The organism is Paenibacillus oryzisoli (genome assembly GCF_050467285.1).
Taxonomy (GTDB): Bacteria; Bacillota; Bacilli; order Paenibacillales; family NBRC-103111; genus Paenibacillus_E; species Paenibacillus_E oryzisoli_A.
Genome location: NZ_JBCMUN010000014.1, coordinates 150,363 through 168,011, shown reverse-complemented (window position 1 = coordinate 168,011; position 17,649 = coordinate 150,363). Strand labels below are relative to the sequence as shown.

General features: G+C 39.2%; 17 protein-coding genes. 10 read left to right on the top strand and 7 right to left on the bottom strand.

What is annotated here, in order from left to right; all coding sequences use genetic code 11:
- Positions 1-56: 56 nt before the first annotated feature.
- Both ABE504_RS23880 and ABE504_RS23875 read right to left on the bottom strand, forming a co-directional pair.
- Positions 57-509, bottom strand: coding sequence for a hypothetical protein (locus ABE504_RS23880; protein WP_430093548.1), 453 nt, complete (start codon positions 507-509; stop codon positions 57-59).
- Positions 510-1,104: 595 nt separating this feature from the next.
- Entirely contained in the window at positions 1,105-1,557 is a 453-nt protein-coding gene (locus ABE504_RS23875) for a helix-turn-helix domain-containing protein (RefSeq protein WP_430093545.1), read from the bottom strand.
- 409 nt (positions 1,558-1,966) lie between these two features.
- On the opposite strand from ABE504_RS23875, the gene ABE504_RS23870 reads away from it, so the two are divergent.
- The 4 genes from ABE504_RS23870 (at position 1,967) to ABE504_RS23855 (ending at position 5,969) form a co-directional block, all read left to right on the top strand.
- Positions 1,967-2,719, top strand: a complete 753-nt coding sequence (locus ABE504_RS23870; protein ID WP_430093541.1) for a stalk domain-containing protein — start codon at positions 1,967-1,969, stop codon at positions 2,717-2,719.
- Positions 2,720-2,775: 56 nt separating this feature from the next.
- Positions 2,776-3,066, top strand: a complete 291-nt coding sequence (locus tag ABE504_RS23865) for a hypothetical protein (protein WP_430093538.1) — start codon at positions 2,776-2,778, stop codon at positions 3,064-3,066.
- Complete coding sequence (locus ABE504_RS23860; protein WP_430093535.1) at positions 3,063-3,719, top strand: hypothetical protein; 657 nt, start codon at positions 3,063-3,065, stop codon at positions 3,717-3,719. Before ABE504_RS23865 ends, ABE504_RS23860 begins: the two co-directional genes overlap by 4 nt.
- Before the next feature lie 63 nt (positions 3,720-3,782).
- A complete protein-coding gene (locus ABE504_RS23855; protein ID WP_430093533.1) occupies positions 3,783-5,969 on the top strand; it encodes a stalk domain-containing protein in 2,187 nt (728 codons plus the stop codon).
- A 144-nt stretch (positions 5,970-6,113) separates the two neighbouring features.
- Here ABE504_RS23855 and ABE504_RS23850 read toward each other — a convergent pair whose 3' ends face one another.
- Positions 6,114-7,166 (bottom strand): hypothetical protein, encoded by a 1,053-nt coding sequence (locus ABE504_RS23850; protein ID WP_430093531.1) that lies wholly within the window; start codon positions 7,164-7,166, stop codon positions 6,114-6,116.
- Positions 7,167-7,388: 222 nt separating this feature from the next.
- Between ABE504_RS23850 and ABE504_RS23845 the strand changes: the two genes are divergently transcribed.
- A complete protein-coding gene (locus tag ABE504_RS23845) occupies positions 7,389-7,862 on the top strand; it encodes a JAB domain-containing protein (RefSeq protein WP_430093529.1) in 474 nt (157 codons plus the stop codon).
- Positions 7,863-8,163: 301 nt separating this feature from the next.
- Here the strand turns inward: ABE504_RS23845 and ABE504_RS23840 are convergent, their stop codons facing one another.
- Both ABE504_RS23840 and ABE504_RS23835 read right to left on the bottom strand, forming a co-directional pair.
- A complete protein-coding gene (locus ABE504_RS23840) occupies positions 8,164-8,505 on the bottom strand; it encodes a hypothetical protein (protein WP_430093526.1) in 342 nt (113 codons plus the stop codon).
- 285 nt (positions 8,506-8,790) lie between these two features.
- Positions 8,791-9,942 (bottom strand): hypothetical protein, encoded by a 1,152-nt coding sequence (locus tag ABE504_RS23835; RefSeq protein WP_430093524.1) that lies wholly within the window; start codon positions 9,940-9,942, stop codon positions 8,791-8,793.
- Between the two features lie 151 nt (positions 9,943-10,093).
- Between ABE504_RS23835 and ABE504_RS23830 the strand changes: the two genes are divergently transcribed.
- From ABE504_RS23830 to ABE504_RS23820, 3 genes are all read left to right on the top strand, one after another.
- The gene (locus ABE504_RS23830) at positions 10,094-11,368 is read left to right on the top strand and encodes a tyrosine-type recombinase/integrase (RefSeq protein ID WP_430093521.1); all 1,275 of its coding nucleotides are present in this window, start codon (positions 10,094-10,096) and stop codon (positions 11,366-11,368) included.
- A 1,823-nt stretch (positions 11,369-13,191) separates the two neighbouring features.
- Entirely contained in the window at positions 13,192-13,986 is a 795-nt protein-coding gene (locus ABE504_RS23825) for a DUF2971 domain-containing protein (protein WP_430093518.1), read from the top strand.
- A 103-nt stretch (positions 13,987-14,089) separates the two neighbouring features.
- On the top strand, positions 14,090-14,542 hold the full coding sequence (locus tag ABE504_RS23820; RefSeq protein WP_430093516.1) for a hypothetical protein: 453 nt from the start codon (positions 14,090-14,092) through the stop codon (positions 14,540-14,542).
- An 87-nt stretch (positions 14,543-14,629) separates the two neighbouring features.
- Here the strand turns inward: ABE504_RS23820 and ABE504_RS23815 are convergent, their stop codons facing one another.
- Positions 14,630-15,679, bottom strand: a complete 1,050-nt coding sequence (locus ABE504_RS23815) for a hypothetical protein (protein WP_430093514.1) — start codon at positions 15,677-15,679, stop codon at positions 14,630-14,632.
- Positions 15,672-16,253: a recombinase family protein gene (locus ABE504_RS23810; protein ID WP_430093511.1), complete on the bottom strand. Its 582-nt coding sequence runs from the start codon at positions 16,251-16,253 to the stop codon at positions 15,672-15,674. The genes ABE504_RS23815 and ABE504_RS23810 overlap by 8 nt, the downstream gene beginning before the upstream one ends.
- A gap of 527 nt (positions 16,254-16,780) precedes the next feature.
- Between ABE504_RS23810 and ABE504_RS23805 the strand changes: the two genes are divergently transcribed.
- Together ABE504_RS23805 and ABE504_RS23800 are read left to right on the top strand one after the other, a co-directional pair.
- The gene (locus tag ABE504_RS23805) at positions 16,781-17,215 is read left to right on the top strand and encodes a hypothetical protein (RefSeq protein ID WP_430093509.1); all 435 of its coding nucleotides are present in this window, start codon (positions 16,781-16,783) and stop codon (positions 17,213-17,215) included.
- Entirely contained in the window at positions 17,212-17,589 is a 378-nt protein-coding gene (locus ABE504_RS23800; RefSeq protein WP_430093506.1) for a hypothetical protein, read from the top strand. Before ABE504_RS23805 ends, ABE504_RS23800 begins: the two co-directional genes overlap by 4 nt.
- The last annotated feature ends 60 nt before the right edge of the window (positions 17,590-17,649 follow it).

The window sequence follows — 17,649 nt, the reverse complement described above, 5'->3', positions numbered from 1 at the left end:
CGTATGATCAAGGGGATGAAGCGCATTCCAGCGAGTAATTTCGAATGTTTCTGGATTTACTGAGTAACTAATTTCCTGACTATCCTCAAATGTGCGGAATTCATACGAAGATAATCTTGGTTCTTCCTAGTCTCAGTAGTATCACCTGTCGTACTGTCATAAATCACTTCTCCGTATGAAACAGTAAGGGCATACACTTTGTTGTCATTGATTTTGTACCCGGCAACATCGACCCATTTAGGATTCGCTGTCATTTTTACTCCCTCATGGTTGAGTATAAAGTCAAGCAGCTCCTCGCTTGCCATCGCATCGATTTCAAGCTCTTCCTCCTCGTGCAGATTATAACCAGTGAGTTTATTAGTTTTCGGATCAATTTGATATTCAACGGTTTCTTCATCTTCATTCTCGGTAACAAATATATAAGCTCCAACTTTTGTGTGTGAGGCAAGTGTTGCAAACACTTGACCATTATCAATTTTATACCCAGCCACATTTACCCAATTTGTCATCGTTCATCGCTCTCCATATCATTTTATTTTTTTCCATTTCATTGCTCAATTTACCGGATTACAACCTTGCTTGGGTGATTTATCCTTGGAATAAAAACGGCAGCTATCCAGATTGGAAGCCACCGTGCGCCGCGAAAGCGGCAAGTTACTATTTCTATGTTATTTCAGCCATTATTCGATTCATATAGGCGGCTATGTGTCCATATGCTTCATATTGCTCCTCGTGATATTCTGATTGTTCGTGATCTATGTATTTGAGCGATTTGAATCTTGCTCCAAGTCAGTGATGTAATCTTGCAATTCTTCCCAAAGTCTGTTGAATCCAATTTTCCTCTTCTTTACAGGAGCTACTGTTGGGGGTTCTAGTCCACCGCTTTTACCAACCCTTTGTTTTTATTTTGCATTAGGTTTATTTACTTCTGGAATAAAAACGGCAGCCCCAGATTGGAAGCCACCGTGCGCCGCGAAACGCGGCGATCTCATTATATAAGATGGTATTATTTTCACTTGCACTCTAATAAACGCAAGAATTCAAAAAAAGTTACATGTCTTCAGAAAAAAAGTTGAAATTATTTTGTGATTAATTTTATCACTTTTATTTATTCTCGTTATTCTTCTTCATCTTCGAAGCAACTACACTTAAAAGTTCAATTTCCTCGTGACACAAGTCTTGAATGTTTTCCAACAAAGAAAATACCGCATTTAACACTTTATGATTTTCTTCGCTCATATCGTTGTTACTTAAACGGCAAGAAAATTGCCAATGCCGATTAAAAAAAATATGCCTTCTTACTTCTTCACGTAGCTCATCTTGTTTGGGAGTCTCACCTTTAAGAATCCAGTCAATAGATACATTACAGGCGTTAGCCATGTTAAGCAGAATAACTCCGCCAGGAATGCTCTTCCCATTTTCGATATTGCTAATCATAGGCGAATTCGTTCCGATTAACTTTCCGAAAGTATCCATCGATTCCCCGCGCTTTGTTCTCAATTCATGTACCCGTCTTCCAATCTCATGTTTCAACTTCTCTTCGTTTGCTTTATCCATTTCAAGCCTCCACTAAGTTATTTTAATGCAGACATGATTATAGCTCCACATCGCTAATTTAATTAAATATTTATATTGACTGTGCTCAATTAATTTAGTAAGATCAGATCGGCAACAAAAATGCCAATTATCATTATATCACAACAGACAATCAGTTAAACCCTATGGAGGTGATCTGTTGTGTCACAGAAGCCAAAGATAACACCGCTAGGCTGGAAGATCATCGAGAAATTGGCGGAGAAAAAGATGACACGACGAGAGCTATGTGAGCAAGAGAACATACCCGAGTACAGACTATCCAATTTAATCACAGGCGCGAGACCAGCCAAAAAGTACCGAGAAATCGTTGTAAAGGCACTAGGGATTGAAGAAGAAGGATAACTACATGATAATTTGGAGGTCAAAGTAAATGAATAAGACGTTTAAAGCAAAACATTTGATTGCATCATTTTTGGCTGGTTCATTATTTTTTAGTGGTATCAGTTTTGCGGCAAGCTCTAGCAACATTGAGGTGTTTTTCCAGCCGCTGAAATATTATTTTGACGGTATAGAGAAAATGGCACCGGACGATCAACAAGGATTTATTTACAATGGAACCACGTATGTGCCGCTGCGCTTCGTTGCAGAAAGCTTAGGACAAAAGGTAGACTATGACGGACCAACGACTTCGATTTACGTAGGGAAGCCAAAAGAAGGGCAAGTTACCTACATGGAAGAAATGAAAACACATACATACAAGAACATTTACAATGACGATTCGAATCAATATGCGAAGCAGGCAGCTTCGTTTACCACAAACACCGGCGTTCAGTTTACACATGGATATACGTACAAAACATACTCCTGCAATTTTGCTAAAATGCTTGATCTAGTGACTTACGAATATCTGACAAATGGACAATATAAAAGCTTTGAAGCTTTTATTGCTCCGGATTCTGGATGGAATAAGCTTCCTAAAACGGATAATATCGGTCAGATCAAAATCTATGCTGATGAAAAACTCGTTTATGACTCCGGCGGTGTTTCATCCGATATTTCGAAACCAATTAAAGTAGCCGTTGATTTAACCGGTGCATTAAAAGTAAAAGTAGTCGTTAGTGTTGGTGGGTTTTGCAGTAGCGCTTCTTCAATTGGGCTTCTAGATGCTAAGTTCATTAATTAATCACAAACCAGTCGCCTCAGATTTCGAGGTGGCTTTTTTTAAGAAAGGAGAAGTACATGAAAAATAGCCTGACATATGAATTACCAAGGCACCGGCTGATAAAGCAAATTCAAAACGAAGTTCCCATTTTTCAAACACTTTTTTTCGGTCCTTTGATGATGCTGAAGGCTATGCCTTTAATAGCGCTCATACTAGCTTGTATCGAGTTTGCAATCGTACTGGATCATCGCTACGGCATGCATACCGCTAAAGAATTTTTAGCCATGCTCTTTTGGCTGTTCGCTAACCATGTGGTTTGCTACATGATCAGCAGATTTGTTATCCGGTTTGGGAGGGGAGAAAAATGAGTTCAGATGAGCTACTTCAAGGGCTAACAGAGACGAAGGCGTTAATACAGCGAATTACGGATTATGCCGAAGAATACAGCAGCATTTTGAAAAAGCCGTTTAACTTACCTGTGACCATTTTCGGTCTTGCCGCATGGATTTATGCGTTTATTAAAACCGGCATATCGCATGTCCTGATTCATTATTCTGATAAACTGCTGTTCACTCCCTTTTTTGAGCCGCTGAATCTACCGCAAAACGTGGATGTTTTACTGGTCGCGACCGATCTTGTCGTCCTCCATGTCGGCAGCTTTTTATGGCTAAGTATATCCCTGGAGCGAGCAATCATGTCGCGGCGCCTGTGCGTAAAGGCTAGCAGACTTACTGAAATTCAAGCTAGCTTGGAAAGTGCCATCAAACAACTGACAGCGTCGTTCGTGCCAGAGGATTATTGGAAGGTTACTATTATAGAGAAATTAGAAAAATACGTGATGAATCAGCGCGCTTCGACACTGAAGGAATGCCTGAATTTATATGAACAAGAGCGGATGCATGAAGAAGTTGTGGGGCGTCTAGAGGCTGCGGAATCAGCAGCAAATGCCGCGCGTGCCGAAGCCGCTTCGGCACGGCGAGAAGCATCAAGGTTGCAGTCAGAGGTGGATGACCTCAACTAAAAAGGATAAAAATTTTGAGGAACAAACGGAGTCAGACAATAAAAATGGAGGGTAACAATTCAAATGAAAAGACTTCTTACAATTTTCATGGTGTTAGCCATGTTAATCATCACCACACCGGTATCAGTTTATGCCGCAGGCGAGACACAGAAATTGAATGTGGTGCTCTACTCTAATGTGTCATTCTACGTAGACAAGCAAAAAGCGGACGATAAAACGCTAGTTATCAACTATCAGGGCACAAGTTACTTGCCTATTCGCTATATTTCGGAGAAGATGGGCAAACAAATAAATTGGGATGAAGAGACACGTTCCGTTATTGTTGGTCAACGACCAGCACAAATGAAAAAGCTATCTCTACAAGACATTGTGATTGGTCCACAAAAGGCGCAGAGCAGCCTAAATAAAGAAATTGAAGTGACATTGTATCCGACAGCGTTTTATTTTGATGGACAATTGGATCAGCAAGATAAATCAGGATATTTTTATGACGGTGATGCCTATGTACCGCTTGCCATGCTTTATAACGGGACAACCTATGTGCCGGTGCGTTATGTAAGCCAAAAATTCTCTCAGCCAATTGGTTGGGATCATGATTCCAAAAGTATTTATTTGGGGGAAAAGCCTGAAAAGTTCGAGCCATCATCCCCTGAATACGAGCAGATCTCCAATGGGATATTCGGTGTTCATCTAGATCAACATTATTCGGAGATAGCACAGAAGCTGGGGGAACCTGATTTAAAATTATGGACAAAATCAGGAAATGGCGTTTGGTGGATTTATAACAACGATTATAATAACTTTTTGCAAATCTTTTTTGATTACTCAGGGAAGTCCAATTTTATCTACTCGAATGCAAAGAACTTTAATTACTATGGCATCACAAAAGGTGTTGATTACTTTGAAGCCAAGAAACTGTTAGATCAATCCGATGCAACAGTATACGGGGTTGACCAGAACGGAGAGATATTGGTATCGGCAATCAGTTTAATAAATAAAAGAGGCATGGATTTTGCAATAGAACGCTTGAATTTATCTGATGATGATATTACAACGCTAATTTATGGATTTATTAATGCTGAGCGTGCAAGTCGTGGCATGCCATCTTTTTTGCAGGATGCAAGCGCCCTTGAAAAAGCGCGAAAAAAAGCGAGTGAGTTTGATCAAGAATTTCTTGAAGGCAAGTTTTTGGAAAGAAAAAATTGGGCGGTTGTGGATTTACCTTTTAGCTACCTCGACCAATTTAAATATTGGAACACAAATAATTTGGTGCTAAGTCCAAACTACAGTGGCATTGGATTAGCAACGTCGCATCACAGGATTTTTATGGAATTGTCTAGAAATAACGCATTTCAAGATTCAGACAGCAGCAAATATACACTTCCCAAAAAGGCGATTAATGTACTTCCCGAATCCCCACTCACGCCAGCTAGTTCAAACTACGGGGTATATGGAATTGTACTTAATTCAACACCAAGTGAAGTAAGCAAGATTCTGGGGGAACCTAACCGTAAAGAGTACTCCGTTTTTGATCATGGTGAATTCTGGGTGTATAACCAGGATTTCAATCGGTTCATAAGATTATTATTCTATAACGATCACTTGGTTCAAATCAATGCTTCCGGCTCAGATGTTCCAGCGGAAATGGAGCGTATGAATACTGATGGCTTAAGCGTTTATAATTTCGGGATTAGCTCTGGCAAGAACCGCAAGCAGTTATGGAACAGCATAGCAAATATCGATACATATGAAAAATCAGTAGAGATCAGCTTGAAACAGCCACTGGCTTCAAAAGCCTTGACAGATGACATGAAAAATCAACTGATTTACCGACAAGAATTACGATTACTTGATCATATCAATGCGTTACGTGAAGAAAACGGCTTAAATAGGCTTGTTTGGAATGATGAAGCTTCGAGTGAAGCATCGAAACTTAGCCAACAATGGTTTAGTAAAAGGTATACGTACGGTAATCACACAGATTCATCAGAGTTGCAAGAAATTGCATCTAAACAAGATTATAGCGCTGTTCTGGAGCTAATCGAGCCCACTTCTCTTATTGAATTTAGAAGTGATCCTTTAGGCACAGATGATCTAGAAAAGATTGTATCTAAAAATGAAGTAAGTGTTTTTAGTTTTTGGTCAAGGCAGAAAGAAACCTTACTGGATCCCGACTTAAAGGAAGTGGGAATTGGCTACGGGAAAATCGATGTTGTAGGCGGTTTTACAACAGGTCTTTTCTTTAAATAATCAGGAGTAATAAGGTTTGTTTCATAGTATGAGTGAAAAATACCCACCTCACATACATTATTGTGAAGTGGGTATTTCTATCAGACCAAAGCTGGACCGAAAAGTCGAATTCCAGACTTTGAGTGTCTAGCGCGGTAGCCGATTTTACAGGTCTAAGAAAATAAACTGTAGATCATCAAAGGACTCAACTTCCGTCGTACCCTTAATCAGCAGCGCTTTTTGGGCTTGCCGAACAAGCCGCTCCTTAAGTGCCTTCATCGTTTCAGCATTGAAAAAGTCTTTGGTTGGCTTCATTGATGCATAATATTGTCCGACATTCCGGTAAAGCTCCTGCTTAGTTGGATCAACATAGAATCCTGGCTTCATTGCTCTTTTTATTGTCTCTTCAAGCTTTCGTACCCTACGATTATGTTCATGATCAAGATAAAAATCGTCTAATCGCTTTTCATGAATAAATACTTGAGCATTCAAATACATATGCAAGTCGTCCACCTCAGACTGTAGTCGAGTCACGATTTCTACTAGAACAGCCTTCTCGGAATCCGAAATTTCACCGAACATGCTCAATATCGTAAAATAATCAACCATTTCCGCGCATTGATGCCAGAGGTAATGGCAGAACTCCTTCAAGTCAAGTAAGGTGACTATAGGGGTCAATTTACGCTTGTAATTGAACGTTTCACGTTCAATCCAAAAGTCATGGTAAAAATCAATGAATCCCCATAATGCTTTATTTACCTCTTCATGAAACAGCCACTCCATTGCTTCATCAAGCAATTTCTCCCAACGCTCAGAGTTATTCTCCAGTTTAAAGCGCTTCTCATTGTAATCGTAACAGAAGCGGAAAACCCTTGACTCATACTGGCATGCTCGTTTTAGATATCGACTGTCCTGAGGATTAATCTCCAAATCCCCATAGCTCTGTGTAATCTCCACCAGATTTCCAAGTCCAAGTCTCTTTACTGTATAGTCGCAGAATTTACCGCCTCTACTCAATGGAGCAATTGTAATAGTTCGATAGATCGGAAATTCAACGAACCCTTGCTCTAAATATTCCTTTGCAAAATTAGGTCGAAAGTCTGCTTCCTCAATGATCGGTTTGCGCATTGTCTCCTCTGCTATTGTAAATTCCCTTATTTCCAGCTTTGGACAGACACGAAGTGTCATCTCCTCAATAAACTTTTTAATATTGTTCACCATCCTTTGACTCCGTTATAGGAGAAAAAGAAGGGCTGTCAACAATTTTTATTTTTTGTTGACATGTAAAAAAATGGGATTATAATGATCCGGTTATTTAGCTTAAATTGTTCCTTGAACAAGCTTTAACGGTTTTACAACTGTTATAAGTGTTGCTCTTATCTTAGTATTCGAGCCAAGCAAGCCAAGAAAATAAAAATCCATACAGGGAGGTTGCAAGAGATGCAACTTACAGAGGCAAAAGAAAAGATAACTCGAATGAAGCGTTTAGATGTAGTTAGTCTAAAACTCGTCAAGGAAGCGAGCTTTCCATTCGAGACACGTACGATCAAATGTCCAAACGATGTAATGCGTTTAGCCAAGTCGTTTATTGGCGATGCAGACCGTGAGATTTGTGGATTAATTACGCTAGATACCAAAAATAAGGTCAATGCCATCCATGTGGTATCCATCGGTAGTCTTAATGCAAGTCTTGTGCATCCGCGTGAAGTTTTCAAGCTGGCGATTCTTAGCTCCAGCGCGTCAGTCGTGATTTTCCACAATCATCCAAGTGGTTGCCCACAAAGTAGTACTGAGGACTTGATGATCACAAACAGGTTAAAAGAAGCCGGAGAAATACTTGGAATTGAACTTTTGGATCATATCATTATTGGGGATTCAAATTTCTACAGCATGAAGGAAAACGGCTTTATTTAATGCATTGTGTTGTAATTTCTAAGTTTTGATTAACACTTTCGGTCACCACGCCGCGTTAATCGTTGCTCAGCAACGGTTTGTAAATATGGGAGATTGGAATCTCCTGCTTTAGCGACGTGTTAATTGGATGAATTACAATACCATGAAACAGCTTAGTGATGCGACAAATATCGAAGAAATTATAAGGCAATATTGTGCAGCTTAAAGTGTAGTATTGGGCTGTTATTCGAAAAGATCCGGTCAAATATAAACAAAAATGCGTACCAGTGATGGTCGCATTTTACTTTGGCAAAGCGCTAATTTACCGTGAGTAATCATCATTTTCATTTTTAAACAATGAAAAAATAGGTGAGAAGTAATTTTTAATAGATTCCAGAAAAACAATGAAATTACCTGAACATTCCAAGCAGCATAAAATAAAAGTAAATGCATCTACTATAGGAACCTCAGTCAATTGCTTTGCTGTGCAATACCTATATATGAATAGAGCTAAGAGTCCATAAGAGCATGTCTTGAAGAATGCTAGCCATCCTTCGCCAACTGGAAGTTTTACAAACATCCCCAGAAATCTAAAGCCGATGTAAATAAGTGAGAATATAATACCAAATTGCAAAAAATTGATGTTAACCGTAATTGTGCTCATAATCCCGCGCCCCCTAATATTATTTAAAAACATGACTTGGAATTGCTAATCTTTTTCGTTATATTTTGATTTGCCTTTAAAGAAAGGTTTACAAGCACATGAAGTCAGCGGTTCTTGACCGCTGACTTCATGTGCAGGCGAATGTCGTGAAACGACAGTAGCCTGTAAAGCCCCCTTTATCTGGCGTTGATTTTGTATCGTCGTAAACGATACAAAATCATTAGGCAGGTAGAGGGGGGATGATCTTGCTAAGGCGTTATTTGCAATACATCAACAATAAGTAGTTTAGTCGGAGAACTCCTTAATTTGCATATCATTATCGTTTTTTGCATTTGATGCAGATTTCTTATTATCTCTTGCATCTATACAGAAATATTCTATACATACATTGTATTTATCGGAGGATTCTGCAGCTTTTTTTCGAAAGTATTCATTCCTATTGTATGATTTATCATCGAAACAGACGATTGAATAAACTCCATAATCAATATTTGTGACATGCTGATACAATGGCAATTGGTAATCAATTCCTTTTTCAAGATTAGAATTAGTATCTAACTTGAATTCAATTAACGCTCTATAGTTTTTGCCACAGCTTATTTTGAAGTCAACTAATCCTCTTCCAGTATCTGTTTCCGGAGAAATGTCCAAATCAAAGCCTCTTAAGGAAATTTCTAAGTAGAACCCAAACAAAATTTGGAATTCTTTTTCACTAAACTTTTTCTCATCACTGTTAATTAATTTATAAAGTTTTTTATGAGTTACGTAAAATGTGAACTTTTCCATAATGCTTCGAATAAAAATAATAAATTGGTTCTTTGACTCAAAGTTAACATACGGTTTAGAATCAACGCTAATCTGTTGTGAATATAGATCACGTTTGATTTCTTGATATTTCTGCTTTATGTCATCCGGCATTAATTCTTGATATAAATCTAAGTCTACATGGAAAAACTTTTGAAAGTTTTTTGGATCTCTGATAAAACACTGGAATAATGAACCAACGTCTAAAAAATCAATATCTTCAAAAATGAAACCGATGATTTGATTGATGCTATCTAGTTGGTGTATTAAATTAACAGACTCCTGTGATAATGGTTTTTTCAGAGCAACAAATTTATTCCTTTCGTTCTCAAGAATATTTACCTCTTCCTCAGAATCTAGAGCTTCGTTCATGAAATCTAAGATATTGTAAATGATATATTCATCCAATGGAAGTACATCGTGAAGAAAAGAATCAATCAAAAACTCATTCAATTGGTTTAATTTTGCAAGGCAATACTCTGGCTTATTCCTTAAGTGTAGAGGGAATGCTTCGGCGTAGATATCTTCAAATTCAAGGTTACTAGCAAATTCGATAAACATTCCAACTTGAGTGATTAGAACTCTGTTGAGATATTCGTTAATTATTTTATCATCCTCATATACATTAATCATCAAGTTCAGCCCTTATAAAAGATTGTGATTATAAACAAGATCAAAGTAATTACTATTATATATCCTAGCTCATATTGTTCCAACATGCTTTATTTTTCCCCTAAACATTAAAATACCTGCTATAATCCCTCCGACTACGGAGGTGATCTGAGTGAGCATTGAAGATATACAAAAGCTTCACCGCGCTTTGTCGGATAAGCCAAGCTATGAATGCAAGCATTTTAGCGGTCAGAAGAAGCGTGGGAAGCAAGCGGGTAAGACAAAAATAAGCGATAAGCAACGAAGAATCAACCATTTAAGCAGCAAACAGCGGCATGAACTGATTTGTTTACATGCCGATCTCGATAGAGTGATGGTCGCAAACTCGAAAGTGAGCCGAGCAGCGGCAAATAAGCCGACAAAACGTGATGCTCGTAAAGGCAACAATTGGAATCTCCGAGTTGAAGGGGTTTGGTCATCAGTAACGTTTGATAGATACAAAAAGAGTTGCCGAACATTTTTAAAATTCTGCTACGAGAACCATAACAACGTCAAATCATTGCGGGACATACGCCCGAAGATGGTTGGAGCTTACATCGATTCACTTATTTCTCGTGGCTGCTCATCGAAAACAATCAGTGCGTATGTAAGTGCAATTTCTAAGATGGCAGAATCAGGACAAAAAGCTGGCATTCGTAGTTTTTCAAGCTTGGTAAACGAGAAGCATAACGCGATGATTCCGATAGCTCGAAAAGCTGAGCGCCGCCGAGGACGAGAAGGCGGGACGGGTTATACTTTGCGTGAAGCACAAGTGATTATCAAACAAGCGGGCAAGCATTACAGCATTTATGAGCAAACAATGCTGGAACTTCTAACTTATGGCGGGTCACCGCGCATTTCAGAACTTTTGCGAATCTCATTTGACCAGATTGATTTCGAGAAGAAGTGCATTTTTTTGAACAAGAAGAACCAGAACAAAAATAATCGTCCGCGCATGATTCCGCTGCCTGATTTTCTGATTGAGAAGCTAAAACTGCTGGAACGATATTTTCCGAACAAGGAAACAAATATCTGGGGTCATCGCATGTCTGAGAAGCAAGTTCGCGGCTTGATTAAAAGCTGTGCAGCCTACGGCAAAGTAAAATATTGCGCTGCTCACGATTTTCGGAAGGCTGGATTAGAGTACCAACTGCGACGATTGCAAAAATACAGCAAGCAGCAGCTTATCGATTCCATTATGGAATTTGTGTCTGTTGATCCCCGACTCAACCCGATTGTAAATCGGGGCAGTATCAAAACTCCGAAGTACACTTCAAAATTTCTGGCAACCAAGCAAATTCGATGGCTGCAAAACCAATATCTCACGCAGCTCTTAGGTCACAGCCGTAATGACAAGGTCTGTCCATACAAGCGCGGATCAAATTTTTTACATGAGAAGAAGGATTAATCAAAAAACTTCAAAATAATGATGTAACGAACTATTATCCGGCTTATTCATTTGTATAACAGGAGATGGAACCCAAAACTTCCCTCTAGTCGCTAAGGGACAAAGCAGTAAACAAACTGCCCCAACCGCGAAGGAGTATCCCTTGAGAAATGGTACGCCCTTGTAATGCCCCGACATATGACAACATATAACTGGCAGTGTGCCTTTATTTTATTGGTAGGCAATAAGATAAGAGAAAAGACGTTAAACCATGTTGAGAGTTCCCCGTCCAGCTCCGCGACGTTGTTCTTCACCCGTCAAAGTGAAGCGCCCACCCCCAAAAGGGGTGTTGTCAACAGTGCAGTATTCAAGCTGTGTTGTTGGTGTAGCCGAAACGTTGATTCCCCTGTGATATAGGGATTAGCTTCCCCAGAGCATTAGTCAATTTCAGCCTGTAATGAACAGGCTTTTTTTGATGAAGCATATCCCGTCCTCGTGCCTTTTGGCAGGTAGGTTATTGTGCGTCTTCGGTGACGGCAGGTAAAGCGAGACCTGGGCTGCTTGATTCTTTAACGGAATCGGCGCAATAATGAGAAGCGACATACGGTTTTGAAGCCGCATGTATTAGCTTTTTCTATCCTTTGTAAAGGGGTAGTCTGCTCAGCTCACCAGTTTCAAAAGCATTTACAAGAAAAACCTCGTCCGGTAATTGGTTAAGTGCAAACTGCCTTCTACAACAGTTCAAGACAGTTTGGGACTTAGGAAATAACGCCTCATATACAATTCCTCTATGTAATGCTAATACCTTGAGCCTGTAAACTGCTCGAAACACGCCAAAAACATAAAACCAGCTTACATCGTTCGCAGCATGCGATCGGAGAGTTTTGAAAGCTCATGCCAATATATCTTGCTGCAATAGTCCTAAAAACCAACAATCATACATCCCCAGAGCCAGCAGCAGTGGCTATAGAAACAAGTGTCATTTATTCTAGCACCTGTTACGTCAGCAAGCACATTAATCATCTTGGATACTTTGCACTGAAAAACATCTTAAACCCTATTAAGTAAAAACCTGTCTGGTATCCAATAAAACCGAAAAACGCATTCTGGAGCAATAGCTGTAGGCTAATTTGCTGCCACTGATATTTAGACACTGTTGTTTAGGCTGCTTTACGTATAAGCAATTGTATACCGCAAGATTCCGATCAATAGCGTTATGATTATGACGCTTGTCGTTTTTGTGATCCGTAATTTTTGCAGATCATGCCTTTATCAAGGTTTCAAGATACTTCGGAACAAACTCTTTCGAGAGAAGCACGTCTTACGGCTCTTTCATTTTGCTTTTGAACTACCTTTACCAGACGAGGTTTTGCCCTTAAACGTGCCGTGAGGCACAGCATTTAGCGGCGGTGCCCCAATGGGGCGTGGTCTAAGCCGCTTACAGAGTTACGATCCTCTCTGCAACAATTATTACAGAGTCAATGTTTCATGTACCAAGCTTTAACAAATGAACAATTCAGCAATAGTAACTGCATTTAATACAAGCGGATAGAATTTCTATATCCACAAGTCTAAAAATATCAAACAGAACAGAATAGCTTAAAGCTTTCCATTGAAAGTCGTTAAATACTAAGATATTATCAAAAATGGAAAGTAAGCAGGATGAAGATAAAGAAGGAACAAGCGACCGACATTTTTGAATGTGTTGCTGCTGTAGGCTTCAACGGCTGAAGCTTTTGAATTAGTCACACAGCATTTTGAATAAAAACATGCTCATGTCACCAAGCAAATTGAGTAAAATCGGGGCGGTGAGTACATATCTATTTTTTAGAGGGGCGAAGCTAATGGAGTGGACAAACGATTTTTTCAAACTGTATTTTGATGGTAAAAGGGCGGAAGCGTATAAATGTAAACAAAAAAATATGCCTAATAAACTTTATAAATTCCAACCGTTCGATGATTTAAGAATAAATACTCTCCTACGTAATGAAATCTGGTTTTCTACGCCTTCATCACTTAACGACCCTTTTGATTGTTATGGCGTTTATTGGGATGAAGTTGAACTTACCAAATTTTTCAAAGAAAAACTACCAAATGATACAATAAAAAAACACTCAGTAAACGAAATCGTTGATGGTGCTCTAAATTCGATTAGGGATCGCACTCAAATCAGTTGCTTCTCAGAGCAACTTTTCAATATGCCAATGTGGGCACATTATGCAAATAATCATCAAGGCATGTGCGTTGAATATGATTTTAGCAAACTCAGTGAAGAAGTCGATTTTTCTAAACAACTATATCCCGTCGCTTACGAAGAGAATCGCTATAATATAAGTAATCTAATCAAATTATCATTTGAAGAGACCCCTGATATGCGAATTTATTTACTTTATTTTTTAATGCAAATTAAACATAAGAGTTGGAGTTATGAAAAAGAATGGAGAATCATGTTGAATGCAGAGACTAAGACGAGTGGTTTACATAAATGCCCTGTCAGTCCGTCTGCAATATATTTTGGATTAAATTGCAAGGAATATAAGTCTATAGCCAATTCTTTGAAAATAATGTTTGATTGCCCTATGTACAAGTTGATTCAACCCAATATTAGGTCATACGAATTCGAAGTTTTGGAAATCTAACAATAGCGAATCTCCTTTGCTTAATAAGGATAATTGTCTTACATTAATTTAATTGCAGCACTTTATTTCTAGCTTTTAAAATAAGTTGAACAGGAGAACGTCAATGCTCATTCTTAAAGGCGCTTTAGCCAATGTAAATAAGGAAGTCTCGAATGATCAGCTATTAGATTTCTTAAGCGAAAAGCTACCTGAATCTGAGATATATAAGCTATCACCTAGACCTGGAATGGTGATTAATGCAGCAATTGATTGGCAAATTATTCTATCAACTGCTTCAATAGTTACTGTAGCTCAAGTCATATGGACCGCTTATAAAAAATTTATTGTGCCTGTGAGAGAGAATGGGAATGATAGGGCATTTTTATTTATTACGATTGAAAACCATAATAAAGAATTCAAACAATTTCCTATCGGCGAACAATTCAAAGATGAAGAAGAGTTTGTTAAAAAATTTACTGAAGAAATACAGAAGATCAAGATTGCTTCAAGACATGAAGATGTTGAGTTAGAGTTAAGTCAATTAAGAGATTCGGATATTTGGGAAAAATTCCAATAAATCATAAAACTTATAACAAAGGACCTTACTAAAAAAGGTGAGGTCCTTTGTTATATTAGCTAATATTAACTTGATAAAGGAGATTGTCTAGAACTGATCTTCGCCGCCCTTAAATTTAAACAAATCGAAGTCAGCAAGCATAAATTTCACAAGTAACTGATCCAAATTCCCACGTTCTCGATACATCAAGTTCGGATTCACTCGTATGAAACGTTTGACTCTCTTTTTCTTCCCACGCAAGCCATTGCTTCTTTCATTAATATGAATAGCTCCCGCATCTCTTAATCGGTACATATAGTCTAGCAGTGTATTGGAATGCTGAATTTCTGCCAATCGCATTATTTCTGACATGCTTAGAAATGTTAAACCCTCGAAGAGTGCTGAGCCGTGTTTCTCAAAGTTTTGCTGGAAACTTAGGGACTTGTCCTGTCGCAAATCTATATCTGGGTTATCTACGAGATAGTAAGACTGATAATGGAATCTGCTTGCCAATACACGTAATAAACCGATTTCGTTGCCGCTTAGCTTCTCTAAGATTTGACTTAACGTCAGCTGGAATATCTTCGTGAAGTGCTCGTCTTTCAAGAGCGATCTGCCCTTCATGTTGAAGATATCGTCGTTGAACTGGTAATGCTTCTGATTCTTCGGAGCCTTCACTTCAAGCAACGCTCCATGCTTTACCAATGCTTTGAGTATCGGCTGAACGGCATTTATTGTTACATTCAGCCGTTTCGCAATGTCCGCACCATTTAGCGGATTGCGTGTTTCTATATCTACAAGCAGCCCTTTGCGAGTACGATCAGCGAAAGGTATCAGCATCATCACGTATTTATCATGAAGCAGCGTCCACTTATCTTTTTTAGTTTCTATGATTGTACTGCGCTTATGAAGCTGGTCATTCGCCTCGTGAATGAGCTGAATGAAATTCCCGCGAGAATCTGGCGAGTCGCTTTGGAAAAATCGTCTTGCCTGTTCACGTCGTTTCTTCTCAGCAACCTTGCTGATAATTCGCTTGTCACCGTCATCTAATGTTATCAGCACTTTAGTAGGTTCACCGTATTCGTTGGTCAATGTCCCCTTTAATATGGCTTCGCTTAATAATTCTTCTTCTGATTTCTTTCTTCTTGATTTACTCATGATTTCCCCCCTTATAATCCCGATTCAAATATCGGTAAATCGTTGTTTTGCTCACTCCGGTCATTTTCGTGATAACATGTATCGGATATTCCTTGCTCTTATAGAGCTTTAGCACAAGCTCAATCGATTCTGTATCTTTCGGTTTTCTGCCGCCGACCCTGCCGCGAGCTCTTGCCGCTTCGAGTCCGGCATATGTGCGTTCGATGATCATTTCGCGTTCAAATTGGCTCAATGCCGCTAATATAGTAAAGATTAGTTTACCGGTAGCGGATGTGGTATCAATGTTCTCCTTCAGCGAAACAAAATTGATATTGTTCTCCTTGAAGTAATCGGACAATTCCATCAGGTGCCGAAGGCTTCTTCCCATCCGATCAAGCTTCCAAATTACAATGGTGTCACCTGGCTGCGCGTAAGCAAGCAGCTTATCCAGTTCGGGACGATCCTTGCGGCTACCTGTAATTTTCTCCTTGAAGATATCTCTATCCTGAACCCCTGCTTTCATAAGCGCATCAAGTTGGAGCGACCAATCTTGACTGCGTTTTGACGTTCGAGCATATCCAAGTAATCTGCTCAAATTATTCTCACCTCCTGTTTAAGGAGTTGAGCAGCGGGAACAAAATCCCTTCATATATTTTCCGGGGGACGTTGTTTTTGCTACCGAGAAAAGAGGCTGTAATCAGCTTGAAAATCGAGGATTCATATTTCAGAGCAGAGGGTTCCGTAATCGACCGTTATTGGATAAGTCAAAGAGGTTATAAAAAAGTTGTTGACTACCATAATCGACCATGCTAATATACTTTTACAACTTAATTAACTACATCCTGCCCGCACTACCTCAAAGAGGAATGCAACAGAGGCAGACTACGAAGTGGTTCCACCCACTAGTAGTCTGCCTCTTTTTGTTCTTTGAAATCTGAATAAGCTGCTTTCGTTCCTTAACAAGACAAGTAGATTGTCTCGTTAAGAAACGGAAGCGGACGCTTACCACTGCGACCCTGTGGAACCTGCTACCCTACAAAACTAGGATGCGATGGTAACGTTGGCTGCGTGAAAAACCAAGCCGAATAAAATATTCTAAACCCTAAAAGGAGAATGATTGAAATGAGCAACCAAATCAACTTAAACGAATACAAGGAACTTTTCAAATTATTTCAAGAAAAAGGGGCAAGCTATTTCGATGTTTTCAATTTACCGCAAGAGTTTTCGCTAGTGAACATCACCAGACTTGAAAAGAAACAAATTAAGCTTATTAAGGATATCAAGAAAGCAAATGAGCCTCTCCTCGCCGTCACAGTAGCATTGACTGGTTTTTTGCTTGGCGAGACAATAGCAAGGCTATATAACGCAACGTGGGTAACTGAAGCGGACGAGATATGGGATTACTATCTCGAACATACATCTCCAGATGGCTCTCAGTTTAAAGTCTTCCCACTAGTTAGGACAATCAAGTTTTTTGAAAAACACAAGACGTACGGGCTAACCTCATATGTTCACGGAGTCGAGCTAATGTTCAGAAAGGGATTGTCGAATCTATGAACGTAGAAAATATATTATACGTTCGAGTGCGTGACAAGCACCGAGCAGGACGCAACAAGATTAAGCTGGAAATTGAAATAGCAGATAAATTGGGTGGGCTCTACCTCACCGTTCTTCAGAAGGATACTCGGGGAATGAGCATGGATAGCATTAAGTTTGGGAGACTTATAAAACAAGATGCGGTACTCTTCCCTAACGAGAAACGCAGAAAGTGCCAATTATGCGATAAACATCACTTCAAAGGCTATTGCCGATTTAATGATGGAAGCAAAAGAGAAGCTATGAGGACAGAAATTTTTCACTCTATTCGCTTAAAAGCATTGATGGACGGTACTTTCTCTAATCGAGTAACAAAATCAATTCCAACTAAATAAGAAATCTTTTATTTTCCCTTCTCGCCGCTACGCGGCTCACTCCATTTCCGTAGGCTTTCC